This window comes from Streptomyces sp. T028, assembly GCF_048159505.1.
Lineage (GTDB): Bacteria > Actinomycetota > Actinomycetes > Streptomycetales > Streptomycetaceae > Streptomyces.
Window position 1 is genome coordinate 69,480 of record NZ_JBLRVZ010000003.1, and the last position, 25,176, is coordinate 94,655.

Annotated in this window: 26 protein-coding genes and 2 pseudogenes; 11 read left to right on the top strand and 17 right to left on the bottom strand. The window is 71.3% G+C overall.

What is annotated here, in order from left to right; genetic code table 11:
* Window positions 1-139 precede the first annotated feature (139 nt).
* From ACLZN2_RS02935 to ACLZN2_RS02945, 3 genes are all read left to right on the top strand, one after another.
* Entirely contained in the window at window positions 140-448 is a 309-nt protein-coding gene (locus ACLZN2_RS02935) for a hypothetical protein (RefSeq protein WP_416976737.1), read from the top strand.
* Window positions 449-561: 113 nt separating this feature from the next.
* Complete coding sequence (locus tag ACLZN2_RS02940; RefSeq protein ID WP_416976738.1) at window positions 562-1,047, top strand: glycine-rich domain-containing protein; 486 nt, start codon at window positions 562-564, stop codon at window positions 1,045-1,047.
* Window positions 1,048-1,121: 74 nt separating this feature from the next.
* Window positions 1,122-1,340 (top strand): hypothetical protein, encoded by a 219-nt coding sequence (locus ACLZN2_RS02945; protein ID WP_416976739.1) that lies wholly within the window; start codon window positions 1,122-1,124, stop codon window positions 1,338-1,340.
* 72 nt (window positions 1,341-1,412) lie between these two features.
* Here the strand turns inward: ACLZN2_RS02945 and ACLZN2_RS02950 are convergent, their stop codons facing one another.
* From ACLZN2_RS02950 to ACLZN2_RS02960, 3 genes and pseudogenes are all read right to left on the bottom strand, one after another.
* The gene (locus tag ACLZN2_RS02950) at window positions 1,413-1,643 is read right to left on the bottom strand and encodes a helix-turn-helix domain-containing protein (protein WP_416976740.1); all 231 of its coding nucleotides are present in this window, start codon (window positions 1,641-1,643) and stop codon (window positions 1,413-1,415) included.
* A gap of 363 nt (window positions 1,644-2,006) precedes the next feature.
* Window positions 2,007-2,570 (bottom strand): annotated as a pseudogene (locus ACLZN2_RS02955) (FAD-dependent oxidoreductase); the annotation flags it as partial.
* A 60-nt stretch (window positions 2,571-2,630) separates the two neighbouring features.
* A complete protein-coding gene (locus ACLZN2_RS02960; protein WP_416976741.1) occupies window positions 2,631-2,837 on the bottom strand; it encodes a hypothetical protein in 207 nt (68 codons plus the stop codon).
* Window positions 2,838-2,968: 131 nt separating this feature from the next.
* On the opposite strand from ACLZN2_RS02960, the gene ACLZN2_RS02965 reads away from it, so the two are divergent.
* Window positions 2,969-5,209, top strand: coding sequence for an MMPL family transporter (locus ACLZN2_RS02965; protein ID WP_416976742.1), 2,241 nt, complete (start codon window positions 2,969-2,971; stop codon window positions 5,207-5,209).
* A gap of 13 nt (window positions 5,210-5,222) precedes the next feature.
* Here ACLZN2_RS02965 and ACLZN2_RS02970 read toward each other — a convergent pair.
* Window positions 5,223-5,393 (bottom strand): annotated as a pseudogene (locus tag ACLZN2_RS02970) (serine/threonine-protein phosphatase); the annotation flags it as partial.
* A 208-nt stretch (window positions 5,394-5,601) separates the two neighbouring features.
* Between ACLZN2_RS02970 and ACLZN2_RS02975 the strand changes: the two are divergent.
* On the top strand, window positions 5,602-6,489 hold the full coding sequence (locus ACLZN2_RS02975) for a GNAT family N-acetyltransferase (protein WP_416976743.1): 888 nt from the start codon (window positions 5,602-5,604) through the stop codon (window positions 6,487-6,489).
* A gap of 20 nt (window positions 6,490-6,509) precedes the next feature.
* Here ACLZN2_RS02975 and ACLZN2_RS02980 read toward each other — a convergent pair whose 3' ends face one another.
* Window positions 6,510-7,409 (bottom strand): Gfo/Idh/MocA family protein, encoded by a 900-nt coding sequence (locus tag ACLZN2_RS02980; RefSeq protein ID WP_416976744.1) that lies wholly within the window; start codon window positions 7,407-7,409, stop codon window positions 6,510-6,512.
* 97 nt (window positions 7,410-7,506) lie between these two features.
* Entirely contained in the window at window positions 7,507-8,844 is a 1,338-nt protein-coding gene (locus ACLZN2_RS02985) for a diaminopimelate decarboxylase (RefSeq protein ID WP_416976745.1), read from the bottom strand.
* 322 nt (window positions 8,845-9,166) lie between these two features.
* On the opposite strand from ACLZN2_RS02985, the gene ACLZN2_RS02990 reads away from it, so the two are divergent.
* A complete protein-coding gene (locus tag ACLZN2_RS02990) occupies window positions 9,167-9,400 on the top strand; it encodes a DUF5133 domain-containing protein (protein WP_416976746.1) in 234 nt (77 codons plus the stop codon).
* A gap of 55 nt (window positions 9,401-9,455) precedes the next feature.
* Here ACLZN2_RS02990 and tgmB read toward each other — a convergent pair whose 3' ends face one another.
* The 6 genes from tgmB to ACLZN2_RS03020 form a co-directional block, all read right to left on the bottom strand.
* Window positions 9,456-10,442 (bottom strand): ATP-grasp ribosomal peptide maturase, encoded by a 987-nt coding sequence (gene tgmB, locus ACLZN2_RS02995; RefSeq protein WP_416976747.1) that lies wholly within the window; start codon window positions 10,440-10,442, stop codon window positions 9,456-9,458.
* 16 nt (window positions 10,443-10,458) lie between these two features.
* Window positions 10,459-10,650: a putative ATP-grasp-modified RiPP gene (tgmA, locus tag ACLZN2_RS03000; protein ID WP_055632657.1), complete on the bottom strand. Its 192-nt coding sequence runs from the start codon at window positions 10,648-10,650 to the stop codon at window positions 10,459-10,461.
* A gap of 204 nt (window positions 10,651-10,854) precedes the next feature.
* Window positions 10,855-11,145 (bottom strand): DUF1232 domain-containing protein, encoded by a 291-nt coding sequence (locus tag ACLZN2_RS03005; protein ID WP_416976748.1) that lies wholly within the window; start codon window positions 11,143-11,145, stop codon window positions 10,855-10,857.
* 130 nt (window positions 11,146-11,275) lie between these two features.
* Window positions 11,276-12,475: a hypothetical protein gene (locus ACLZN2_RS03010; protein ID WP_416976749.1), complete on the bottom strand. Its 1,200-nt coding sequence runs from the start codon at window positions 12,473-12,475 to the stop codon at window positions 11,276-11,278.
* 320 nt (window positions 12,476-12,795) lie between these two features.
* On the bottom strand, window positions 12,796-14,172 hold the full coding sequence (locus ACLZN2_RS03015) for a 6-phospho-beta-glucosidase (RefSeq protein ID WP_416976750.1): 1,377 nt from the start codon (window positions 14,170-14,172) through the stop codon (window positions 12,796-12,798).
* Window positions 14,173-14,226: 54 nt separating this feature from the next.
* Window positions 14,227-14,979: a DeoR/GlpR family DNA-binding transcription regulator gene (locus ACLZN2_RS03020; RefSeq protein ID WP_416976751.1), complete on the bottom strand. Its 753-nt coding sequence runs from the start codon at window positions 14,977-14,979 to the stop codon at window positions 14,227-14,229.
* Window positions 14,980-15,337: 358 nt separating this feature from the next.
* Here ACLZN2_RS03020 and ACLZN2_RS03025 point away from each other — a divergent pair, with 358 nt between their 5' ends.
* The 3 genes from ACLZN2_RS03025 to ACLZN2_RS03035 are packed head-to-tail and all read left to right on the top strand — an operon-like array spanning window position 15,338 to window position 18,502.
* A complete protein-coding gene (locus ACLZN2_RS03025) occupies window positions 15,338-16,615 on the top strand; it encodes an extracellular solute-binding protein (RefSeq protein ID WP_416976752.1) in 1,278 nt (425 codons plus the stop codon).
* A gap of 1 nt (window position 16,616) precedes the next feature.
* On the top strand, window positions 16,617-17,672 hold the full coding sequence (locus ACLZN2_RS03030) for an ABC transporter permease subunit (RefSeq protein ID WP_416976753.1): 1,056 nt from the start codon (window positions 16,617-16,619) through the stop codon (window positions 17,670-17,672).
* A complete protein-coding gene (locus tag ACLZN2_RS03035) occupies window positions 17,669-18,502 on the top strand; it encodes a carbohydrate ABC transporter permease (protein ID WP_416976754.1) in 834 nt (277 codons plus the stop codon). The genes ACLZN2_RS03030 and ACLZN2_RS03035 overlap by 4 nt, the downstream gene beginning before the upstream one ends.
* Window positions 18,503-18,528: 26 nt before the next feature.
* On the opposite strand, the gene ACLZN2_RS03040 is transcribed toward ACLZN2_RS03035, so the two are convergent.
* The 4 genes from ACLZN2_RS03040 to ACLZN2_RS03055 form a co-directional block, all read right to left on the bottom strand.
* Window positions 18,529-19,182 (bottom strand): DUF4389 domain-containing protein, encoded by a 654-nt coding sequence (locus ACLZN2_RS03040; protein ID WP_416976755.1) that lies wholly within the window; start codon window positions 19,180-19,182, stop codon window positions 18,529-18,531.
* Between the two features lie 86 nt (window positions 19,183-19,268).
* Entirely contained in the window at window positions 19,269-20,498 is a 1,230-nt protein-coding gene (locus ACLZN2_RS03045) for a PP2C family protein-serine/threonine phosphatase (protein ID WP_416976756.1), read from the bottom strand.
* Window positions 20,499-20,607: 109 nt separating this feature from the next.
* Window positions 20,608-22,122, bottom strand: a complete 1,515-nt coding sequence (gene glpK, locus ACLZN2_RS03050; protein ID WP_416976757.1) for a glycerol kinase GlpK — start codon at window positions 22,120-22,122, stop codon at window positions 20,608-20,610.
* Between the two features lie 83 nt (window positions 22,123-22,205).
* Window positions 22,206-22,973 carry an IclR family transcriptional regulator gene (locus tag ACLZN2_RS03055; RefSeq protein WP_416976758.1) on the bottom strand — a complete coding sequence of 256 codons (768 nt, stop codon included), beginning with the start codon at window positions 22,971-22,973 and terminating at the stop codon, window positions 22,206-22,208.
* Between the two features lie 194 nt (window positions 22,974-23,167).
* Between ACLZN2_RS03055 and ACLZN2_RS03060 the strand changes: the two genes are divergently transcribed.
* On the top strand, window positions 23,168-23,593 hold the full coding sequence (locus ACLZN2_RS03060; RefSeq protein ID WP_416976759.1) for an ATP-binding protein: 426 nt from the start codon (window positions 23,168-23,170) through the stop codon (window positions 23,591-23,593).
* A gap of 191 nt (window positions 23,594-23,784) precedes the next feature.
* Window positions 23,785-24,270 (top strand): roadblock/LC7 domain-containing protein, encoded by a 486-nt coding sequence (locus ACLZN2_RS03065; protein ID WP_416976760.1) that lies wholly within the window; start codon window positions 23,785-23,787, stop codon window positions 24,268-24,270.
* A gap of 189 nt (window positions 24,271-24,459) precedes the next feature.
* Here ACLZN2_RS03065 and ACLZN2_RS03070 read toward each other — a convergent pair whose 3' ends face one another.
* Entirely contained in the window at window positions 24,460-25,074 is a 615-nt protein-coding gene (locus ACLZN2_RS03070) for a hypothetical protein (protein WP_416976761.1), read from the bottom strand.
* Between the last annotated feature and the right edge of the window lie 102 nt (window positions 25,075-25,176).

The window sequence follows — 25,176 nt, forward strand, 5'->3', positions numbered from 1 at the left end:
ACCCCCACGGCGACCGCAGGGTCAGGGTCGCACCCCAAGCCCCGCCGCGCGAAGGTACGGAAGCCTCGCGTGGCGGGAACCCCCGCCCCGTCGAATCTCCCGCAAGAGTCCGGCGGGGCGGGCCCAGGAGGAGAAACTGATGGATCCCGTAGGCGCACAGCCCCTTCCGCCCCCGGCGCCCTTCATGCTCGGGTGCCGCGAGTGCGTGCGGCTGCTGCGGGAGGTGGCCGACACGGTCGCCGCCGACACCAGCTGTCTGGCCGAGCTGCACGCGGTCGCCCGCCACATCGTCGAGGACCACCCCGACCAGATTCCGGCCGCGCACACCCGCGACTGTGACCGCTGCCCCGCCTACGCCGCCCGCAACGACGGCGACCCCGGCCAGCTGTGGGCGGAACACCGCGCCCGCGACCTGTTCCTGCCGGAAGCCGTCGCCCGCCTGCTGTAGCCGCGGGCCCTCAAGCACCCGCCCTTCCCGGGGCGGGGAGAACAAGCCTCGGCGGGCGCACCGACCAAGTACAGCCCGCCGAGGTGTCCACACCAACCGCAATGGGAGGACGCATGCAGACAAGCACCCCCCAGGCCGCTGCCGCAACGAAGGCGCGCGACCTGATCCCGGCCGAGGCCTTCGCGGGCGTCGCCGCCACCGTGCTCGACAACAATCAGGGCATGGACCAGGCCCTCGCCGAACGCATCACGGAGGAGGCGATCAAGTTCGTCGCGACCTGCGCCGCGTTCCCGGGCCGCGGCCTGCGCCCGTCGAGGATCGTCGACGAGGGCTGGCACGCCCTGATCCTGCACACCACCGTCTACCAGAGGCTGTGCAGGTCCGAGGGCGGCTTCGTTCACCACGTGCCGGAGCGGCCCGACCCGTCCCGCCACAACCCGGGCGAGCTGGAGCGCACGAAGGACGCGATCCGCGAAGCCGGGTTCAGCGTCGACGAGATGCTGTGGCTCGCGCCGACCGACACGACGATCTCCGTGGCCGCCGACTGCGAGCACACCGGCGGCAACTGCGCCAACTGCATGGACGGCGGCTCGAACTGACACGTTCGGGTGAACCGTCTGCCGTTGTGGGGCTGGCGCCCCTACGCTGCCGGACACGAGTGGGGAGGCACACCATGCAGGAATGGACGGACCCGCGGTACCAGTCGGCCGTCGACACACTGACGGCGGCGCGCTCCACCGCGCCGGCCGAGGCCGCCAAGCGGTGCCGAGGATGCCTCGGCTACGGCGCGCGGCTGATGCTGGTGTCCGGCGGAGGGCAGATCCGGATCGGCTGCACGCGATGCGGTGAGACGGGCCAACAGCCCGCGCCTGCGCCGCGCCGCCGCAGCTGACCCTCCTACGGCCCCGCTCGTCTGCTGCCCCCCGTGGCGGATGGGCGGGGTCTCGCCATGTGTGGGCGCCGGTCAGTCTTCGAGGATCGAGATCGTACGGCCGAGGACGTGAGCGATGGTGAGGAGCTCGCTGTAGCGGGGGTCGCCTTCGCCGCGCTCGATGCGCTGGAGGGTCGACCGGCTCAGGCCGGTCGCTTCGACGAAGGTGTCCTGGGTGTACCCAGCAACGGTTCGCAGGTCGGCGATGCGTTCGCCCAGCTCGCGACGCCTCTCGATGATCCAGTCCGGGTTGTCGCGGGGCACTCGACAAAATTGGACTGATCATGGTCCTATGTCAGCACCAGCCCTGACGCTTTTTCTGATGGTTTGTCAGAACAGGTCGGTTGGTATCTGAAAGCGCCCGCCCTGCCGGGGACCGGAAGAACCTAGCGGGGCGGGTTTTCAGGCGCCCGGCGCTTCCAGCCTGGGGAAATGCGCCGGGTTCACACCGGGTGTGTTTGGCAGTGCATCGGCATATGCCGAACACACGGTCCTGAATCAGTCATTCCGGTCTCATGCTCCTGGAGTGCGACAAGCCCCGCCGGGCGGAGGACCGGAAGCCTCCGTCCTGGCGGGGCTGCCGTGCCGCCCCTCGCGCCCTCGGAAGAGTTCTAGTGATTAGTTGTCTTCCATTCCGATCACACCGGCGCCCACGATCACCATGGACCGCGGCACCCGCTCGATCGTCAGGACGTTGTCGGAGTCGAGGATGGTCCGCCCGTCGAACTCCACGCTGTCCGGCCGCGCCGGCCGGGTGCCGGTGGCGATGACGATGTGCTCGGCGCCGATCGTCCGCTCCTGGCCGGTGACCTCCCGCAGGGCGATGGTGTGGTCGTCGACGAACCGGCCCGTGCCGGAGAACAGCGAGACCTGGTTGCGGGACAACTGGCTGCGGATGACGTCGGTCTCACGGCCCACCACATGCTGGGTGCGCGCGGTCAGATCGGCGACGGTGATGTCCTCCTTCAGCCGGTAGCTCTGCCCGTACAGATCGCGCTGGGTGAGACCGGTGAGGTACAGCACCGCCTCGCGCAGGGTCTTGGAGGGGATGGTGCCGGTGTGGAGGGAGACTCCGCCGACCATGTGGGGGCGGTCGACGACGGCGACTCGGCGGCCCAGTTTGGCCGCGGCGATGGCGGCCTTCTGACCGCCGGGACCTGATCCGATGACGAGCATGTCGAAGTCGGGCACCCTCCGCAGTGTGACAGCGACGGGTGCCGCGGCGAAAGAGGCCGAAGAGCGGGGAAGGGCCTAGGGCAGCAGCTTCTCGATCGCGCTCGGGCCCTCCTCGGCGAGCTTGCGGCGGGCCCACTCGAGGTTGCGCGGGGTGAGGTCGCGGCCCGTTGCCAGGACCATGTCCTCCGGCGACACCTCGGTGCCGGTGCGCGTGTGGAGCAGCTTGTCCGGGGTGACGCGGTCCGGGGTGGGCCGGGCGGCGCCTGACTGTGACGTCGGCATGGTGTCTGCTCCTCGCGTCCGAAGGAATGTACTAACACCATTCATCCTTGCGGCGCACCCTGCAATCCCGATCACCTCATGGCCATGACGCCCGAGATGCCGAGAAGATCAGTCGGGCGTGTAATGAGCCCATGGCACCCACCACCGCCGGGAAACCGCGACGCGGGGGACTGCGCAGGCTCGGCGCCTGGTGCGCCCGTCACTTCCTGATCGTCATCATCGCCTGGCTGGTGGCCCTGGTAGCCCTCCAGCTGATCGACCGCGCCGTCGGCGGTACCTACGAGGACAACTTCCAGCTCTCGGACACCCAGTCCCAGAAGGGGCTCGACGTCCTCCAGGAGCACGACCCGCAGGCCGGCGGGTACAGCTCCCAGATCGTCCTGCACGACGACCAGCCCCTGAGCGCGCTGAGCTCGCAGATGTCCACCACGGTCGGCGACCTGCAGAAGCTGCCCCATGTGCTGTCCGCGCAGAACCCGCTCTCGCAGACCCCGACCAAGGTCGGCCCGGTGTCGAGCGACGGCAGGACCGGTTACATCACCGTCCGCTTCGACGAGCAGCCCAACACCCTCGGCGTCGACTACCTGAACGGCGTCGACCAGGCCGTCCAGCCGCTGCGGGCGGCCGGCGCCGACGTCGAGTACGGCGGCTCGCTCGGCGAACTGGACCGCCCCAAGGCCGACGACCGGGTCAGCGAGGCGATCGGCTTCGCGGTCGCGATCGTCGTCCTGCTGATCGGCTTCGGCAGTGTCGTCGCGGCCGGACTGCCCCTGGTCACCGCACTGATCGGGGTCGTCGGCGGACTCGCCATCCTCGGGCTGCTGGCCGCCGCGTTCACCTTCGCGACCGTCTCACCGACCCTCGCCACCATGATCGGCCTCGGCGTCGGCATCGACTACGCCCTGTTCCTGATCACCCGGCACCGGCAGAACCTGATGAACGGCGCCGATCCCGCCGAGGCCGCCGGACACGCCGCAGCCACCAGCGGCCGTGCCGTCCTGGTCTCCGGTACCACCGTGATCATCGCGCTGGCCGGCCTGTACGCGTCCGGGGTGTCCTTCATCGGCAAACTCGGCCTCGCCGCCGCCGTCACCGTGGTCTCCGCCGTCGCCGGCGCCCTCACCCTCGTGCCCGCCCTGCTCGGGCTCATCGGCCACGGCATCGACCGCTGGCATGTACGCAGACCCATCGCCGAGACCGACGCCGATCCGGGCGCCACCCCGCACGGCACCTGGCACCGCTACGCCAAGCGCGTCGAGCGCAGACCCTGGGAGTACCTCGGCGCCGGCCTCGCCGTGATCGCGATCCTCGCCATCCCCGTCTTCTCCATCCAGCTCGGCCACATCGGCGACGGGGCCGACCCGACCTCCTTCACCGACCGGCGGGCCTACGACCTGATGACCGACGCCTTCGGACCCGGCTCCAACGGGCCCCTCACCGTCGTCATCGACCAGACCGACGTCCCCTCCGACCAGCGCTCCGCCCTCGAGACCCAGGCCCAGAACACCCTGAACGCCGTGCCCGACGCGGCCACCGTCACCCCGCTGACGACCACCCAGGACGGCGACGTCATGATCGCCACCGTCTACTCCACCCAGTCCCCGCAGGACGCCACCACCACCGACCTGGTGAACCGGCTCAAGGACACGACCCTGCCCGACGCGGTCTCCGGCTACGACGCCAAGGGCTACGTCACCGGCACCACCGCCGCCCAGGTCGACTTCCTCGACATCGTCGCCAGCCGGCTCCCGCTGATCATCTGCGTGGTCGTCGGCCTCGCCTTCCTGATCATCCTCGCCGTCTTCCGCGGCCTCCTCGTCGCGGTCAAGGCCGCCGTCCTCAACGTCCTGTCCATCACGGCCTCGTACGGCGTGGTCGTCGCCGTCTTCCAGTGGGGCTGGGGCGGGCCCGCGCTGGGCGTCAACGGCGACGTGCCCATCGAGAGCTATGTGCCGATGATGATGTTCGCGATCATCTTCGGCCTCAGCATGGACTACGAGATCTTCCTGCTCTCCCGCGTCCACGAGGCCTGGCTGCGCACCGGCGACGCCAAGGACTCCGTCGCCCACGCCCTGGAGATCACCGCCCGGGTCATCACCTGCGCCGCCCTGATCATGGTGAGCGTGTTCGCGGCGTTCATCATCAGCGACAACATCGTCGTCAAGATGCTGGGCCTCGGCCTCGCCGTCAGCGTGCTGATCGACGCCACCGTCGTCCGGCTGCTCATGGTGCCGGCCGTCATGACCCTGCTGGGGGAGAAGGCCTGGTGGACCCCGCACTGGCTGGACCGGATCCTGCCGCACATCGACGCCGAGGGAGACGCGGAGACCCTCACCGGTCCGCACGCCAAGGCGCGAGAACGAGCATCGTGACGTCGTCACGGACGGCGATCGTGCGCTCGACGTCCAGCCGCATGTCCCGGCGGCTGCGCACGAACGCCACGAACACGCTCAGCAGGGCGACGAAAGACACCGTCAGCAAGGTGCCCGGCACACCGGTCGCCACCGGGCGGTACGACAGGACCGCCGGCGGCGGGATCGCACCCAGCGCGGCACCGGCGTGCGCACGCCGGGAAAAGGGTTGGACGTCCCGTCAGACGATCTTCTAATGTGTGACCGCACGCCCGGACACCACGGAAGGAGGCGAGCGCCGATGAAGCTCTCACGCATCCCGCGCTCCCGTTCCGTGTTCCCGGCGTGCCGCGTCTGACCCTCGTCCGACGCCCGGGAGCGCATCACGTCATTCGCATCCCGGAGGAACTTCCGTGACCGATCTGGTCATCCGCGCGCTCGACGAGCGCGACATCCATCTGTTCGACACCCTGCCCGACCCGCTGGACAACGCCGCGGCCTTCCGCAACGCCACCTACCGGCCCCACTGGAAGCGGGTCGCCCTGCGCGACGGGCGGGTCGTCGCCCGCGCCGCCTGGTGGGGCGGGCCCGACGACACCGAACCGCTCACCGTCGAGTGGTTCGACTTTGCCGACGGCGAGGAGGAGGCGGGCGCCGAACTCCTGCGCACCGCACCCTGGCAGGTCGGCCTGGAACTGGTCCTGCCCGGCGGCTGGCGCGAGGACCCGGCCCTGCGCGCCGCCGCCGAGGCCCGCTGCGCGGCAGCCCGGGCGGCCGGCCAGGCCCTGCTCGTGGAGCGCTTCGTCTACCGCTGGACCCCGCAGTGCGGACTGCCCGAGCGCCCCGGCCGGCTGACCTTCGCCCCCGAACCCGACGACGCGGTGTTCTTCGACGCCCTGCGCCGCATCCACTCGGTCACCCTCGACGCCCACGCCCGCAGGGCCATCGAGAACGGCGGGCTGGACCAGGCCGCCCAGGAGGAGCTGGACTTCTTCCGTTGGTGCCCGTCCCCGCGCGAATGGTGGCAGGTCGCCCGCACCCCGCAGGGCGACCTGGCCGGGATCCACATCCCGGCCCACAACCCCTCCGGCCCCTGCGTCGGCTTCATCGGCGTCCTGCCCGAGCACCGCGGCCACGGCTACGCCTACGACCTGCTCGCCGAGTGCACCCACTACCTCGTCGAACGGGGCGCGGAGTTCATCGCCGCGGCCACCGACCAGGGCAACTTCCCCATGGCCGCCCACTTCACGAAGGCGGGCTACCCCGTCGTACGGGAACGGGCGAACTTCGAACCGAGCTGAACCGAGTTGAGCCGCGCTGATCAGCGTGGCTTGCCGACGCCTCGGTCCAGCAGGGCCTCGGCGTCGGCGAGGATCTCGGTGACCCGCAGCCCGAAGGCGGCGTCGCACGGGTGCGCGCGCCCGTCCCGGGCCGCGGCGAGCAGTTCGTCCGCGGCCCGGGACAGGGCGTCGGCGGCACTGCCGGTGGGTTCGGGAAGGCGTACGACCCCGCCGTCGCCGTAGAGCTCGACGGCCGCCCCCGACGCCGCGGGCGGGGCGGTCAGACTGAGCGTCACGGTGCTGGAGGCGCCGCCGGTGTGCTCCAGCACCAGGTGGACGGTGTCGCGCGGGCCGGGTCCGGCCGCCGTCACCCGGCGGACGTCGCCGAGGACCGGCAGCAGCACCGACAGGGCGTGCGGGCCCACGTCCCACAGGGCGCCCTTGTCCCGCCGCCAGGGCGTGGCGAACGGGCTGTCGCTGTCCTCGGCGAACACCGAGCCCAGCCACCGGGCGTGCGCCGTGAACCAGCCCCCGGTCTGCGCCCGCGCGGATATCCAGTCGGCGGGCTCGGTCAGGTACCGGGTGGTGAAGAAGACCACCGAGGCGACCCCGGCCTCCTGGGCCGCCTCCACCACGGCGCGCGCCCGTTCCGGGGTCGTGGCGACCGGCTTGTCCAGCAGGAGGTGACGGCCCGCCCGGGCGGCCCGGACCGCCAGCTCCGCCTGCACGTCCGGCGGCAGCGCCACCGCGACCGCGTCCACATCCGCGAGAAGCGCGTCGACGTCCTCGTAGGTGCGGGTGCCGTGACGGTCCGCCAGTTCCTTGGCGGCCTCCGGGCGGCGGCCCCACACCCCGGTGAAGTCGAGGCCCTCGTGCGAGGCGAGGACCGGGCCGTAGACCATCCCGGCCCATGGGCCGGTACCGAGCAGACCGATGCGCATGCCGCTGAATCTCCCCTGCAGGTGCGAGGACACGCCGAACACCGGCGAGCTTCGCACACCGGTCCGGTCCGGGGACACCCCACGGTTCGGCGCGGCTTCAGCGCAGCGAGGGTGCGGCGAAGTCCGTCAGGAGGGCGTCCGCGTGGGCGAGACCGTTCTCCTCGGAGATCTCGCGCGGCGACTGGGCGGAGCGGACCGTGGCGAAGGCGACGCCTCCGTCGTCCTCGAAGAGGCACCCGTGGACGGCGGGCCGGGCCAGGCTGTTGTAGGCCCAGTGCGCCGAGAAGTAGTACGCCCCGGTGTCGTGCAGGGCGACCAGATCGCCCTCGGCCAGCTCGGGCAGCGGGTGCTCGTGCGCGACGACGTCCCCGGCGAAGCAGAGCGGACCGGCGATGTCGTACGGCACCAGCGGACCCCGCTTGGGTGTGCCGTCCGGGCCGTAGGCGGTGACCCGCAGCGGCCAGGACTCCGGCATGAGCACCGTCCGGGTCGCCACGTGGGCGCCGGCGTGGGTGAGCGCGATCCGGCGGCCGCCCGCCTCCTTGACGTACTCGACGAGCGCGGCCGTGACGCCGTTCTTGGCGAGCAGGGAGCGGCCGAACTCGGTCACCACCTGGTAGCGGCCGTCCAGCAGGGCAGGCTCCACGGCGGTGAGCGCGGCCACGTACTCGGCGTAGGTGGGCGTGACACGGTCGTCGGCGAAGTTCACCGGCAGTCCGCCGCCCAGGTCGAGGCCGGTGACCTGGCGGCGGCCTGCGCGCGCGTCGATCTCCTGGGCGAGCCGGTGCAGTGCCGCGAGCCCCTGCGCGATCAGCGGCAGCGGACAGCCCTGCGAGCCGACGTGCGCGTGCAGCCGGGTGAGCCACGGGCGCCGCGCGAACGCCTCGACGACCCGCTCGCGGGCTCCCGCGTCGCACAGGGCCACACCGAACTTGGAGTGGGCGGTCGCGGTGCTCATCGCGCCGATGGTGCCGCTGCCCACCTGCGGATTGACCCGCAGCCCGAGGACGGAGGGGCAGTCGTCGGGGCGCAGCGCGTCGATCCGGTCGAGTTCGGCGAGGTTGTCGGCGTTCAGCGCGACCCCCAGTTCCAGCGCCTCACGGATCTCGCCGCGGGTCTTGGCGGGGGAGTCCAGCACGATCCGGGCCGGCGCGAAGCCCGCGTCCAGCGCCAGCCGCAGCTCACCGGGGCTCGCCACCTCACAGCCCATACCGGCGTCGGCGACCAGCCGCAGCACCGGGACCAGGGGGCAGGCCTTGGCCGCGAAGGCGTGCAGCACGTCCGGCACGCCCGCGAACGCCTCCCGCAGCGCGGCGACGCTTGCGCGCACCCCCCGGACGTCGAGGAAGCCGGCCACGGGCCGGTCCTCCGCCAGCAGCCCCTCGGCGACCGCCTGCCGAAGGGCGAGCGCGACCTTCTCGGTGGAGAACGACACGTCCAGGTCTCCTTCGCATCAGGGGCGGGACCCCTCCAGGTTGACCCCCGGACGGGCCCTACGTCTTCGGAGACCCGCACGAAAGCCGGGTTTCGGGTCGTCGAGGTCCACGCCGTACCGGCGCCTCGTCCATCCGGGTGTCCTCCTCGGCGTTTGCTCTCGGGGCCGTGGGACCCGCGTGACTCAGCGTGCGCACCCGCGTTACGTACGGCACGAACCGCGTGGCGCGATCGTGCCCCCGGAGGGTGATGTGTGTGCCTCGTGTGCATGAATCGCCCAGGTCCGGGCACACGCAGCGCAACAACCGTAGAGAGGGGCGCTCGTGATCGTTCCGGACCCCAAGGTAGCCAGGACGTTGCTGACCCGGTACGCGACGCTGAGGATCGCTCAGGCGGAGCAGGAGCGGCCGGAGACGGCCCGGGAACTGCGTGACGTGACCTACACGCTCTGTGTGCTGATGGGCACGTCGGACGTCCGGGAGGCGCTCGCCGCGGCGGACGCACTGCTCGAGTCCCGGGCCGCAGCGACCGGCAAGGGGTTGTCACTCGCCGTCTGAACGGTGAACCGGGCGCGGCCGGGACTCCCGTGGGCCCCGGCCGCGCGGCGCTCGCTCAGGAGGCCGCCGAACCGCAGCGGTCGGCGGACCGGGGGCCCGGCCGCGGGGACGGTCCGGCCAGCCACTCCGCGATGGCGCGCGCGATCGGCTGACCGGTGTCCACCTCCACGAAGCCGAACTGCCCCGACTGGTTGCACTCCAGGAACCACCAGGTGCCGTCGGCGTCCTCCGCGAAGTCGAAGGCACCGTACGCCAGTTCCGCCTCGCGCAGATACGTCCGTACGGCGTCGGCGAGCCGGGCCGGTACGTCGGCGGGCCGCCACGGCGTGGTGGAGGGCGCGTACCGCACGTCCACCACGTCCGGATCGGCGCCCGGGACCGTGTCCTTGCGGGCGGCGAGGATCCGCTCACCCACCGCGGTCAGCCGGATGTCCGCCCGCTTGGCTATCCGGCGCTGCAGCAGGGTCGGACCGTAGGCCACGGCCGAGAAGTCGGCGCCGGGCGGCACCCGGGTGGTGGGCACCGCACGCGGCGGGTCCTGCGGATGCGCCCCGGACACCGGCTTGACCACCAGGTCCGGATAGCGCTCCGCGAAATCCCGCGCGGCCTGCGGGAAGGTCGTGATGAGGGTCGCGGGCACGGGCAGCCCGCTGCGCTGCGCCAGCCGCAGCTGCCACGGCTTGTGCCGGGCGCGCAGGGACGCGTCCGGATGGTTCATCCAGCGCACGCCGGTGCCCCGGAGCATGCCGTAGAGGGCCTGCGAGGCCTCTTCCGTGAGCCACTCGGACGGCTGGGCCGCCCGGGCCGCCGCGGCGCCCGGCCGGCGCACCCACACGGACCGCAGTCCCTCCAGGCTCACCAGCCGGCCGGCCGAGGACAGATGGCCTCGGAACGCACCGTGGACGAACTCGCCCGACAGGGCGACGGTGCTGGTCAGATCGGCCGGGTCGAGCCGGACGACCGGGACGCCCGCGGCGTTCAGGTGGACGACCACCATGTCCGCCGTGACGTCCTCTTCGCAGGTCAGGATGAGCACGGTCATCTTGCGCGGCCCGTGCTCAGTCGTCGAAGTGGGTCTTGGACCCCGCGGTGGAGGTGGTGGTCCCCAGTTCTCTGAGCAGGGCGTGGTCACGAGCGGCGACACGGCCGTCGAGGAGTACGTTCAACTGCAGTCCGGGGTCATAGGCGTACGGAGTTGCGAACTCCAACTCCGCCGCAGGGCGTGCGTAGTTGAGCGCGAACGGTTGCATGTTCTCTCCCTCGTCGGTACTGCCTCGATCAAGCGGTGCCGCTGTGCGACGTCACTTGGGCCCGCTGCATTAGGTGCGACCTTCAGTCACTTATACGAATCGAACGGGTGGTTGGTTTCCTTACTCTCCGTGATCATCGGCGAGTCGGGGTTCCAACAGGGCGCGGAGCAGGGGAGATGTGCCGAACGGGGGGTGAAAACGTCTTCAGATACGGTCAGTTGGGGTGACCGAGGAGTCGGGGACACGGCGCAGGGAGCGCAACGCGAGCAGCAGGACACCGATGTCATCGAGGTAGACCGGATCGGGCAACAGGTCGGTCGGTAGCACCAAGTACACGACCGCGCCCCAGAACACCCAGCGCGGACCGGTGGGCAGGCCGGCGCGTCTGAGGTCCCGGCGGGTCCGGACAAGCCGGACCAGCACCGCGGCGGCGCACGCGAGAAGGGCCGCGGCGAGTACCGCGGCGACGATGAAGAGCGTGGTGGTCGTGTCCATGGGCCCCCCTCCGGGTCCGTCGCGCGGTGTGCCGCCCTTGTTGTCGATTTCCCCGATTTCGGTTCCCGAATTCCCCTTTTCCGGCGGGATTACCTCACAGTAGGGCGGCACAGGCCCCGGCGACGCCGGATCAGCGGCCCTCGGGCCCGTCGGAATCGACGGTGTCGACGGTCTCCCCGTCCGTGTCCACCCGGTCCTCCCGCGCGGATCCCGGCGCCGATGCCGACGCCGGACGCAGGCCCTTGGTGGTCTCCTTGAGGCGCTCCAGGGTGCGGCCCCACTGCTGGAATGGGGAGCCGCCCTTCTTCGCCGGTGCCGGGCGCTGGGGCTCGATGCCGGCCTCGGCCGCCGCCTCACGGTAGGCGGCCAGCGCCTCGTGGGCCTGTTCGGCGGCCTCCCGGTACAGGTCCCGGGACTCGGTCATCGCCTCCAGGGCCTCCTTGTACATGGCCACCAGCTCGCGTTCCCGGGTGAGTTCCTCCTCCAGGGTCAGCAGCTGCCACTTCTCCCTGAGCAGGGTGAGCGCGGCGTCGCCGCCCTCCGGCAGCGGCGCGGGCAGCGCGACGTAGCGCCGTACGGCGTCCAGCACCTCGGTCGGATGCGAGCCGTCCAGGAACACACTGCGCACCGAGAAGGACCCGGCGCCGTACCCGTCCGGCGCGGGGCTGCCCGGCAGTACCAGCGCACCGCCGCGCGGCACCTCGACCCCGAAGTCCTTCAGGGCCCAGTTCACGGTCCGCAGCTGGTGCGGTGCCGCCCGGTGCTCGACCACCCGGTGGCGCAGGCCCGGCGGCAGCAGGGAGACCAGTGAACGCCGACCCCGCTCGTCGGGCGTCATCGCCTCGTGGACGACGACATCGACGGTCCAGGTGTCGCGCAGGGCCGCCCGGAGGGTGCGACGCAGATCCTTGTCGTCGGCCGGAAGCGGGTTGGCGTCGAGGAAGCGCAGACCGGTCACGGTCTCGTGGCCCCACGCGGTGTCCGTTCCCCACGGCCAGAACATCTCGGCGGGTGACGGCCACCGCGGGTCCCAGGGCTGCTCCGCCTCGGCGACCAGCGTCCACTCCTGGCCCCGGCCCGACCACTCCGACAGTCTCAGCCGGGCCCGCACGGTGACGTCGTCGGGTACATGCCATCGGGCCTCGAAGGCGGATTCGCCCTCGGCGCTCTCGCTGTCGGGAAGCTCCCGGAAGTCCTGGAGCTTCTCGCTGTCCTTGAGCGCCTGGAGGTGGGTGCGCAGCACGTCCGGGGCGGTGGGACCGGTGTGGCGGCCACGGCCGAGCCAGACCGTGGCGGGGGTGGTGGGCGGGGCGGTCGCGGAGATGTGCATGAGTCCGGTTCGTGAGCGGTGGACGAGGGCGATGAGCCAAGGCCAAGTATCGCGCGCCGCGGGGTGTGCTTGATCACCCGGGGGCCGGGGCCCGGCCTGCCTCGAGGTGCGCCTTCCCCGCCTTGCGCGCCGTCACGCCTCGCGCAGGCACCTTCGTACGGGGTGTGCGCCGAGCGCACGGGGTGGCCGCCGTTCACCACGGTCGCCGTCCGCACACCCGTGGGAACACGGTGCCACGCCCCCGAGAATCGACCTCGGCGGCCAGGACCCGCCCGTCATCCGCGTCGGGGCGGGCCCTGGCCGCCCCGTGCCGTGTGCCGTCAGCCGCCCAGATAGGCCAGTTCCGGGAAGTGCCGCTGGTAGGCGTCCAGCAGGCGCTTGGCGACGGCGTAGGAGTCGATCAGCGGGTGGATGGTCAGCGCCCGCACCGCGTGGGCGCGCTCGCCGGCCGTCGCGGCGTGGATCACCGCGCGTTCGACGGCCTTGACCGAGCACACCAGACCCGTGCCGTGGTCGGGCAGCGGGGCCCCGGCGATGGGGTGGGCGCCATTGGCGTCGACATGGCAGGGGACCTCGATGACGGCGTCGTCGTCGAGCACGGGGACCCGCCCGCGGCCTCGGACGTTGAGGATGAGCGTGGCCCGTTCGTCGAGCGCGATGGCACGCATAAGGGCGAGGGCGACCTGCTCGTAGCCACCGGACTCCAGGTCGCAGGAGTCGCGTTCGCCCATGCCGACGGCCTCGCGGTTCTCGGCCATGTACGTGGTCTCGCGCTCCAGCCGGGTGGCGTCCCAGGCGTTCCAGGCGGCGCGGGGCACGGACTGCTCCGGGGACGGGGACGGGGACGCCGACGGGGCCAGAGCGTCGTAGAAGCGCTGCTGCTGGGAGTGGAGGAAGGCGCCCCGCGTCTGCTCGGCGGCCCGTGCCGAGCGCACCGACTCGCGGCTGAAGTAGTAGTAGTGCAGATACTCGTTGGGCAGCGCGCCCAGGGTGCGCAGCAGGTCGGCGCCGAACAGTCTGCCCTCCTCGAACGAGGTCAGCGCGGCCTCGTCCGCGAGCAGGGACGGCAGCAGGTCGCGGCCCTCGGCGTACAGGCCGCGCAGCCAGCCCAGGTGGTTGAGGCCGACGTAGTCGAGGCGCACGCGGGCGGGTTCGACGCCGAGCGCCCCGGCCACCCGGCGGCCGAGGCCCACCGGGGAGTCGCAGATCCCGATCACCCGGTCGCCGAGGTGCGCGGTCATCGCCTCGGTGACCAGACCGGCCGGGTTGGTGAAGTTGATGACCCACGCGTCGGGGGCGAGGGCGGCGACCCGGCGGGCGATGGCGACCGCGACCGGGACCGTGCGCAGGCCGAAGGAGATGCCTCCGGCGCCGACCGTCTCCTGGCCGAGGACGCCCTCCTCCAGGGCGATGCGCTCGTCCGCGGCCCGGCCGGCCAGTCCGCCGACGCGGATGGCGGAGAACACGAAGTCGGCCCCGGTGACCGCCTCGTCCAGGTCGGTGGTGACGGTGACGGTGGGCGGGTCGGGGTGGCCGGCCGCCTGGTCGGCGAGGACCTTGCGGATGATCGCCAGCCGGGAGGCGTCCAGGTCGTACAGGGTCACGTCGGTGACGCGCCCCGCGCCGCGGTCGCCCAGCAGCGCCCGGTAGACCAGCGGGACGCGGAAGCCTCCGCCGCCCAGGATCGTGAGTCTCATACGCCGACCACCTTGTTCATACGTGAGTCACCGTTCATACGTGAGTCACCGTGCTCATACCTCGACCACCTCGACCCCCGCCTCGCGCAGCCGTGCACAGGTCTTGCCGTCGCCCGGCGCGTTGGTCACCACGACGTCGAGGTCCTCGGGGCCGCACACCCGGGCCATCCCGGTGCCGGGGAACTTGCCGGCGTCCGCGACCAGGACCACCTGGGCGCTGGCGGCGATCATCGCCCGTTTGACGGGCACCTCGACGGCGGTGGTGTCGAGGACCTGCCCGTCGGGGCGGACCCCGCTGGTCCCGAGGAACAGCCGGTCGGCGTGGACCTGCCGCAGGTTGTCCTCGGTGAGGAAGCCGACCAGGGAGCGGTAGTCGCGCCGGACCACCCCGCCGAGCAGGATCAGCTGGACGTCCTTGTCGTCCTGGAGCTCCTCGTACACGGCCAGGTTGCTGGTGATCACGGTGAGGGACCGGCCGTGCAGCTGGCGGGCGACCCGGTGGGCCGTGGTGCCAATGTCGAGCAGCACGGTCTCGCCGTCCTTGACGAGGTTTGCGCACCAGGCCGCCAGGGAGTCCTTGGCCTCGACCCGGACGCCGGCCACGTCGGCGAACGGATCGTCCTCGCCCACGACGGGCGCGGCACCGCCGTAGACCCGTTTGAGCAGGCCCTCGTCCTCCAGTTGCGCGAGGTCACGGCGGATCGTGGCCTGACTCGCCCCGACCCTCTCGGCCAGGACGGCCACCGAGGTGGGCCCGTCCGCGCGCAGCGAGCGCAGGATCAGCTGATGTCTTCGGTCAGGGAGCATGCGGCAGACCATACTCGCGAACTCGCCAAACTCAAGCAAAGTCGCGCATGAATGTCTCGATACTCGCTTGACCCTTGTCAAACCCGCGCACCGGGTGCACTCTCTTGCGTAATTCGGAGCCCAGGTCCGGACCCCACTCCGGTCGGCCGAAGCGGATGAACGGCGCTTTCCGCCGTCTCGGACGCGTCGGCACCGTCTGAGAGGACCAGGTCACGCACCCCGGGTGGCTGAAGGGTTCCACCCACGCCGATGCTCTTCAGCCACCCGGCCTCCCCGCCGCGCACCCACCACGGCCCCGACACACAGGTCCTGCCGGACATGCCGGACACGCCGAACCGCCGAGATCTAGGAGAAGATCGTGGACCTTTCCCGCAGACGATTCCTTCAGGCCGCCGTACTGACGGCCGCCGCGGCCGGCGCCACCGCAGCGTGCGGCGGCGGCTCGGCGTCGAGCGGCAGCAAGGACAGCAAGAACCTGACCTTCTGGTACTGGGCCGGCGGACTGAGCGACAAGGTCGTGGCGGACGCCAAGACCCACTTCTCCGACATCACCCTGAAGACCTCCGTGGTCGGCGGCGACTTCAAGACCAAGCTGCTCACCGGTCTGCGGGCCGCCCAGACCGCCCCCGACATCACCGGCATCAAGGGCGAGGACATCGCCTCCTTCCTGCCCAATGCCAACCGGTTCGTCGACCTGAACACGGTCGGCGCGAAGGACCTCGCCCCGGACTACCTCTCCTGGAAGCTGAAGCAGGCCACCACACAGGACGGCAAGCTCATCGGCTTCCCCATCGACATCGGCCCCTGCGCCACGTTCTACCGTGAGGACCTCTTCGCCAAGGCGGGCCTGCCCACCGACCCGGCCAAGGTCTCCGCCGCACTGTCCACCTGGGACGACTACTTCGCGGCCGGCGTCGAACTGCACAAGGCCGTGCCGAAGACCTACCTCGTCAACAACATCGGCTCGGTGTTCTCGATGATCGTCGGCCAGGGCGCCACGCGGTTCATCGACGAGGACAACAAGTTCATCGGCGACCAGGACCACATCCGCACCGCCTGGACCACCGCCGTGAAGCCCCACACCCTCGGCATCGACGCCAAGATCAACGACAACACCTGGAACGCGGCCATCGGCAACGGCACCCTGGGCACAGAGATCGGCGCCGCCTGGCACGCCCTCGACATCAGCAACGCCGCCCCCGGCACCAAGGGCATGTGGCGGGTGGCGAGCCTGCCCGGCGGGGCCTCCAACCTCGGCGGCTCCTTCCTCGCCATCCCCGCGACCAGCGGCAACCCCGAGGAAGCCTTCAAGATCATCAGCTGGATCCTCAGCCCCGAGAACCAGGCCCGCGGCTTCACCGACGCGGCCCTCTTCCCGACCGCCCCGGCCGCCTACAAGCTGCCCGCGCTGACCGGCGGGGACGCCTTCTTCGGCGGCCAGAAGACCATCGAGATCTTCGGCCCGGCGGCCGAGAAGATCCCCGCCGCCTACGAGGCACCGGCCGACGCGGCGGTCTCCGCGCCGTACTTCAGCGAACTGACCAGCGTCGAGGCCAAGGGCAAGGACCCGGACGAGGCCTGGAACGACGCGGTGAGCCAGGCCAAGCAGATCGCCCAGCGGCAGGGAGTGAAGTGACATGTCGTCAAGCCCGGTAGCCGGTCCGGCACCCTCCGGACCGACCTCCGGACCCGGCGCCGGGCCCCTCGGGCAGGCCGCTCCGGACCCCTCGCGCGGTCCGGGGCGGCGCGCCCCCCGGATCCGGCCGGTGTCGGCCGGGGCCCGGCCCGGGCCACGCCGGCGGGTCCTCAGGCACTGGCCGCAGTACCTCGCGATCTCGCCGTACTACCTGCTGTTCTCGGTCTTCATGCTCTTCCCGGTGCTCTACACCGTGTATCTGGCGTTCCAGAAATGGGACGGCATCGGGGAGATGCAGTTCGTCGGATTCCAGCAGTTCCGCTTCCTGTGGGACGACCCGGTGTTCTGGATGTCCATCCGCAACACCCTGGTCATCTGGGTGCTGTCGACCGTGCCGATGCTCTTCATGGCGCTGGTCCTCGCGGTCCTGGTGAACTCCACCAAGAGGTTCACCGCGTTCTACCGGGTCTGCCTCTTCATCCCCAGCATCACCTCGCTGGTGGCCATCGCGATCTTCTTCGGCGCGGTCTTCAGCAACAACTTCGGCCTGATCAACGCGATCCTCAAGGCCATGCACCTGTCGGCCGTGCCCTGGATGAGCAACGAGTGGACGATCAAGCTGGTCATCGCGGCGCTGATGACCTGGCAGTGGACCGGCTACAACGCGATCATCTATCTCGCCGGACTCCAGGCGATCCCCTCGGAGCTCTACGAGGCGGCCCGGATGGACGGGGCGGGCCCGGTGCGGCTCTTCTTCTCCATCACGATCCCGCTGCTGCGGCCCATCATCCTGTTCACCGTGGTGATCTCCACGGTCACCGGTCTGCAGAGCTTCACCGAACCGCAGGTGCTGTTCGGCAGCGACGCGGCCACCAACCCCAACTCCGGCGGACCGGGCCAGGCGGGCCTGACCACCCTTCTGTACTTCTACCACCAGGCCTTCGACAACAACGACTTCGGCTACGGCGCCGCGATCGTCTGGGCCTTCTTCCTGCTGATCCTGCTCATCGTCGTCATCAACTGGAGCCTGGTGCAGCGTAAGGAGCGACGGCCATGAACGGCTTGAACCGCAAGCGCCTCAGGGGCATCAGCGTCCATGTGATCCTGATGGCCGGCGTCGTCATCTCGGTGTTCCCGTTCTACTGGATCGTCGTCATGGCGACGAACACCTCGCAGGACATCTACAGCTACCCGCCGAAACTGTGGTTCGGCGACAACCTGCTGACCAACCTGCGGCACCTGTTCGCCAGGATGGACTTCTTCGGGTCCCTGGCCAACACGATGACCGTCGCGGTCTGTACGACCGTGCTGGTGCTGTTCTTCGACTCGCTGGCGGCCTTCGCCTTCGCCAAGTACGACTTCCCCGCCAAGAAGTTCCTCTTCGGCGTGCTGCTGTCGATGTACATCCTGCCGACCCAGCTGGCGATCATCCCGCAGTACGAGATCATGGTGCAGCTGGGCTGGCTGGGCACCCTGAAGGCGCTGATCGTGCCCGCCGCCGCCAACGCCTTCGGCATCTTCTGGATGCGCCAGTACACCGCCACCAGCGTCCCCGACGAACTCCTCGACGCCGCCCGGATCGAGGGCGCCGGGTTCTTCCGCCAGTACTGGCACGTGGTCCTGCCGTGCGTCCGCCCGGCGCTGGCGTTCCTCGGCATCTACACCTTCATCGCCGCCTGGAACGACTACATCCTGCCGTTGGTGATGCTGGTCAACCCGGACAAGCTCACCCTCCAGGTGGCCCTCGCCCAGCTGTACGCCGGCCACTCCACCGACTACAGCATGGTGATGTCGGGCGTGCTGCTGTCGGTCATCCCGCTGGTGCTGGTGTTCACGTTCTTCGCCCGCGGTTTCATCGCCGACGCCACCAAGGGGGCCCTGCGCTGACCTCCGCGGCCCGGGCCCGGGCCGCGTCAGGGCGGGGGCATCCCGGCCGGGACGTCGGCCGGGTCGGGGCCGCCCATGTCCAGTCGGAACGGGGGATAGGCGTCCGTCATCAGGGTGACGTAGGCCGCGACGCGCAGGACCCAGCGGTTCAGGCCTGTGATCAGGTCGAACAGGTCCCGGGGGTACTTCTCGGTGAAGAGCAGGATCACGGCGGCGATGATCGCCAGGACCGTCACCAGGCCGCCGTCCCACCAGCCGAGGTGCCAGCCTCCGACGAAGAAGCCGATGACGATGTAGTGCGGGATGGCCAGCAGCCACCACTTCACGAGGACCAGGCCCCGGGAGAGCCGCTCGGGGTAGGCGATGTCCAGGCGCGCGGGGTAGTCGGGCTCCTCACCCAGGCTGAACGGCGGATAGCGGTCGGTGGCGAGGGCGCCGTACGCGTAGTAGGTGACCCGCCAGCTCCAGCGCAGCACGCCCAGGTTGAAGTCGAACAGGGCGCGCGGGTAGCGCTCGGTGAAGAGGATCGCGAAGAAGGCGATCACCCCGACCACCGTGGCGGCGATCCACAGGAAGAACAGCACGATGATGTGCGGGATCACCAGGATCCACTTCACCAGCCACAGCCAGCGCGAGAGAGGTGCGTCGAGCCGCGCGGTTACCCGGACCGGGGCAGGCATGGGATGCGACATTGCTCCCGCCTCCTGACGTCACATGCGTTCCTCCTTCCACTCTGCCCCCGATGGCGGGACTGTGCAGGGCCGGGTCAGAGGCGGATGACGATCAGAGCGGTGTCGTCGGTGTTGCCGGTCGCGGGGAGGAGGTCGGCGAGAAGCGCGTCGGCCAACTGCTCGGGGTCGTCCTTCCGGTGGCGGGCGAGGGAGCCGGCGAGCCGGTCCAGGCCGGTGTCGATGTCCTCCGTACGGCGTTCGACCAGCCCGTCGGTGTACAGCACGAGCGTGGCGCCCTTGGGGAAGGACGTGCGGGCCTCGGGGCGCGGGAGGTGCTGGGGGCGGGCCGCGAGCGGCGGGTCGGTGGCCCCGTCGAGGAAGCGGACGGAGCCGTCGGGGTGCAGCAGGGCCGGGGGAGGATGGCCGGCGGAGCTGTAGGTGATGGTGCGCTCGTCCCAGTCGACGAAGGTCGTCACGACCGTCGTGGACTCGGCGCCCTCGACGGAGCGGGCGTACAGGCCGAGGGCCTCCAGGGCCTGGCCCGGGCCGTCGGCGACCCGGCAGGCCGCGCTCAGCGCGCTGCGCAGCTGCCCCATGACACAGGCCGCGGCCAGGCCGTGACCGACGACGTCACCCACCGCGACCGCGAGCTTCCCCCCGGGCAGGTCGGCGAGGTCGTACCAGTCACCGCACACGTTCAGCGCGCCGATCGCGGGCCGGTAACGCACCGCCGCCGCGTGCTCCCCGGTCGGTCCCGGCGCGGGAAGCATGGCCGCCTGCAGGGCCAGCGCCACCTCGCGCTCGTGCGCATGCGCCTGGCGCAGCCGCTCGTTGACCTCCTGCAGTTCCCGCGCGCGGGTGTACAGCTCGGCCTCCAGCACCCGGGCCCGGCTGTCGTCGCCCGGCCCGCCGAAGGCACGGATGAGATCGGTGACCTCCTCCACCCGGTGCACGATCAGCTCCACCTGCCCGTCCGGGCCGAGGACGGGCGCGTTGACCGGGCTCCAGAAGTGCTCCTGCCAGTGGCCGGGCCGGTCGGAGTCCTCGATGTCGTAGCGGAGCAGCGCCATCGTGTCGCGCTCGCCGGTGGCCACCGTGCGGAGCATCGACGTCTCGGTCTCCTGGCGGCCGGCCGCCGCCGGATCGTCGGGGTTCTCGGGGAAGACGTCGAAGATGTAGCGGCCCAGCAACTGCTCGCGGGTGCGCCCGGCCAGTCGTACGAAGTCGTCGTTGGCGTCGGCGTACACGAGATCGGGGGTGAGCAGTGCCACCATGCCGGGCAGGGCCCGGAAGACCGCCGCGTAGTCGATCTGCGGTTTCCTCATGTCCTGCCTGTCTGGTTCGCGCGGGGCGTCGGTGCCGTTCCACGATAGGAGTGCGGACGCGTCCGAGGCAGCCCGAAGCCGAGGACGGAGTCCGGGGTGAACGCCGCGGTCACGGTGGCCTCGGCGGTTTCACCCATCCGAGCGACCGCTCGACGGCCCGCTTCCAGTTGTCGTACTCCGCCTCCCGCCGCCCGGGGTCCATGTCCGGCAGCCACTGGGCCGCCCGGTGCCAGTTGCGGCGCAGGACCTCCAGATCGGGCCAGTAGCCGGCGGCGAGCCCGGCGGCGTAGGCCGCGCCGAGGGAGACTGTCTCGGCGACCATGGGCCGCACCACGGGTACGTCGAGCACGTCCGCGACGAACTGCATCAGCAGGTTGTCCGCCGTCATGCCCCCGTCCACCTTGAGCTGCTTCAGGGCCACCGACGAGTCGGCGTTCATGGCGTCGACGACCTCCCGCGTCTGCCAGCCGGTGGCCTCCAGCACGGCCCGGGCCAGATGCCCCTTGGTGATGTACGAGGTGAGGCCGACCATCACCCCGCGCGCGTCGCTGCGCCAGTGCGGGGCGAACAGTCCCGAGAAGGCGGGGACGATGTAGCAGCCGCCGTTGTCCTCGACCGTCCGGGCGAGCGTCTCGATCTCCGGCGCGCTGCCGATCAGCCCCAGACGGTCACGGAACCACTGCACCAGCGAGCCGGTGACGGCGATGGAGCCCTCCAGGGCGTACACCGGCGGCTGCTTACCGATCTTGTAGGCGACGGTGGTGAGCAGCCCGTGCCGGGACCGCACGAGGTCACCGCCGGTGTTGAGCAGCAGGAAGCTGCCCGTCCCGTACGTGCACTTCGCCTCGCCCGGCGAGAAGCAGGTCTGGCCGAACAGGGCGGCCTGCTGGTCCCCGAGGGCGGCCGTGATGCGCACACCGGGCAGGAGCGAGCGGGCGGTGCCGTAGTGCTCGGCGGAGGATCTGATCTCGGGCAGCATGGGACGCGGCACGCCGAAGAACTCCAGCAGCTCGTCGTCCCAGGTCAGCGTGCGGATGTTCATCAGCATGGTGCGGCTGGCGTTGGTGGCGTCGGTGATGTGCAGCCCGCCGTCCGGGCCCCCGGTCATGTTCCAGATCAGCCAGCTCTCCATCGTGCCGCACAGCACCTCGCCGTCCTCGGCGCGCCGCCGGAGCCCGTCGACCTGGTCGAACAGCCAGCGCAGCCGCAGCGCGGAGAAGTACGTCGACGGGGGCAGGCCGCACCGCTCCAGGAAGAACTCGTCCCCGGGGTCGCTCCGGAGGGCCGTGACGAGCGGTTCGGTGCGGGTGTCCTGCCACACGATCGCCCGGCCCAGGGGAGCGCCCGTGCTCCGGTCCCACAGCACGGTGGTCTCCCGCTGGTTGGCGAGACCGATCGTGGCGATGTCCTCCGCGCCGACGCCGGCGCCGGACAGCATCTCGGGCACGATCCGCCGCAGGTTGCGCCAGATCTCGACGGCGTCGTGCTCGACCCAGCCGGGCCGGGGGAAGTGCTGCTGGTGCTCACGCTGGGCGACCGAGGCGAGCCGTCCGTGGTGGTCGAAGAGGATGCATCGGGTGGAGTTGGTGCCCTGGTCGATGGACATCACATACCGTTCGACCATGATCGGGTCTCCCTTCCGATGTCTTCCGGCGACCGTCTTCCGGTGATCGTCTTTCGGCGATGTCCGCGGGGCGGGGGCGGTGGTCACCAGCGGCTCGCGCCCAGGTCTCTGGAGATCGCCCGGGCGGCCTCGCGCAGCAGGTTGACCAGATTCGACCGCGGATGCCCCTGGCTGTCGCAGACCCGCTCCAGCTGGCCGGACAGCCCGATCGCGCCCACGACCAGGCCGCCGTGCCCCCGGATCGGCGAGGCGACGCCGGCCTCTCCCATGCTCATCTCCTGGACCTCGTCGGCCCAGCCGCGTTCACGGATCTCGGCGAGCGCCCGGTTCAGCCCGCTCCGCTCGACCAGGGTGTGCCGGGTGTAGGCCTCCAGTCCCGCTTCCAGGGCCGACTCCAGGGGTGCGGTGCCGAAGGCGAGCAGGACCTTGCCGAGCGAGGAGGCGTGCAGCGGCAGCAGTGAGCCCACGTCCAGGGTCTGGAACGAGTCGTCCGGCCGGAACACGTGGTGGACGACGAGGACCCTGCCCTCCAGGGGAGTGCCCAGCCGGACCGACTCCCCGCTGCGGGCGGCCAGCGCGTCGGCCCAGTTGATGGACCGCGAGCGCAGTTCGTTGACGTCGAGATAGCTGGTGCCCAGGTGCAGCAGGGCCGCCCCGAGCTGGTATTTTCCGGTGGCCGGGTCCTGTTCCACGAAGTCCACGTGCTGGAGAGTGCGCAGGATGCCGTGGGCGGTGCCCTTCGCCAGCCCGAGCGAGGCCGCCACCTCGCCGAGCCCTAGACGACGGGGTCCGCCGGCGAGGAGACGCAGGATCGCCGCCGCCCGTTCGATCGACTGGACCGGGCCGGTCATGAGCCGAGCCTATTACCGCGCTGAGGGCTTCGCCCCCGCTGCGCGGGGACCGGCGATCACCTGACGGCCGCACCGTTCGGCAATGCCGACCCACATTCGTTGACCCCCTCCCCTTTGGTCCCTAACGTGCACTGAGGTCCGGCAAGAGCGCCGGTGCCCGGTATCGGCCGACTGGATTCACCGGAGGAGAGAAGATGGCGGTACAGCTCGGCATACTGCCCCGGGAGACAGTGGAACACGTGTATCCGCTGGCGCCCGTCCCCGGGGCCGTCGCAGCCGTACGCCGGCGCGTGGGGGAGGTCCTCGCCGACTGGAAGGTGTCCGAGGACATCGTCGACGACTCGCTCCTCGTGGTGTCGGAGCTGCTCACCAACGCGATCGTGCACGCCCTGCCCCCGGCGGAACTGAGGCTCTCCTGGACCCGGGGCGACGGGCCTGGCACCCTGCGGGTCGAGGTCACCGACGCGGGCCCCGCCCTCGTGCCGGGCCAGACGCGCGCCGACATCGACCCGGACGAACACGGCCGCGGCGAACAGATCGTCCACGCCCTCGCCGCCCGGCACGGCAAGCGGGTCCACTCCGGCGGGGTCACACGGTGGGCGGACCTCGTCGCCGCGTGAGGTGCATGTTCCAGCGGAAAATGCCAAAGCGGTCCCCGTTGGCCGGTACTTTCCGTAATCTCGGTGTCACCCGTACTGTCTCGGACACCCGTACCCCCAGCAGACCCCTGCACCTCCGGGTCGCTCCAACGACCCCTTCCCGCCCCGCACTTGCACCGCTCCTGCCGCCCACGCGCCGAAAGGACACGGTCATGGCCGTCGAGGCCGAGGTTCTGAACGAACTGCAGCGGCTGCGCACGCGCGTGCCGCAGCTGAGAGGGGCGCTCGCGGCCGGCGCCGACGGGCTCGTGCTCGCCCGGGACCTGCCCGACGTCGAGGCGGAGGCGCTGGCGGCGCTCACCGCGGCGGCGCTGGGCGTGGGTCGCCGGATGGCGGACCTCGCGGCGCGCGGCGAGTTCCGCGAACTGCTCGTCCGCGGCGCCGACGGATACGTCGCGACCTACGCCGCCGGCCATTCCGCCGTGCTGACGCTCCTCGCGGACGACCGGGTCAACGTCGGCCGACTCCATCTGGAGGGTCGGCGCAGCGGCACCCGCATCGCCGAGTTGATGGCGGCGACCTCCACCCCCGACGGGCCGCCCCGCCTCCCCGGTGGGACGACCGCCCCCACGGCCCAGGGCCGACCCCTGGGCTCCCTGCCCCTACGCATCCCCCCGCAGTCCCGCTACGGCTCCTGACCGCCGGGCCCCGCCCCGACGCGCGGCGCGGGAGGCCTCCGGCCGCCCGGAAGAAGCCCGGGCACGACTGCGGGAGGGGCCCCGGGGCCCTTCTTGGCGTCGGGTCCAACCCCGACCTCCGACGGACGGTGGGCGAGTGGGCATCGCCACGCCGGCCGTTCGTCAGGCGGCGGAGATCGCGGTGGACGTTCAGCCGCCGGTGCCCTCCGCCTCCGCGCGGCCGCGGCGCCTGCCGACGCCGCGCCGTCGGCCCACCACCCGTTCCGGACCGGGGCCGGGACCGGAGCCCGAGGGGGCGCTGAAGCCGCCGGGGACGAGACGGGGTGGCGCCACCGTCGGGACCGTGGGCGCGGACGACGGTCGGCGGGCATCACCCTCCGGCTCCGCGTCCCTGGGCGGGGGCGGCGGCGGGACGGCGCGGCCCAGCACGCGCGCGTGAGGCATCAACGGGGCGCAGGCGGAGCACACTTCGGTGAGCGTCCACACCTGGCCGACCGCCGGGTCGTGCCGCAGCACGAGGACCACCGAGCCCGCGCAGTTGACCCGGGTGCCCTCGTGCAGCGCGCACCGCTGGCGCCGGCACCAGCAGGCGGCGTCGTGGTGCACCGCCGCCGCTCTGGCGTGCGCGGCCACATGGGCCTCGGCGAAGCGGCGCAGCGCCGCGAGATCCCGGGAGCGCGGCGGCATCGCGCACGCCGACGAGCAGGTGACCGAGGCGGTGCGGTCCCGGTGCCCGACCACACGGATCGTCCAGCAGCGGCCGGGACGGCGGGCCGAGGGGGCGTCAGGGTACGTAAGAGCCAAAGCACATGTCCTTCGTGGCGTTCGTGGGGGGAGGGCGACGAGTCCGGAACGGTTCCGGCACGGCGACCCGCCGGAAGAAGTGACCTCGTTCACAGCATGCCC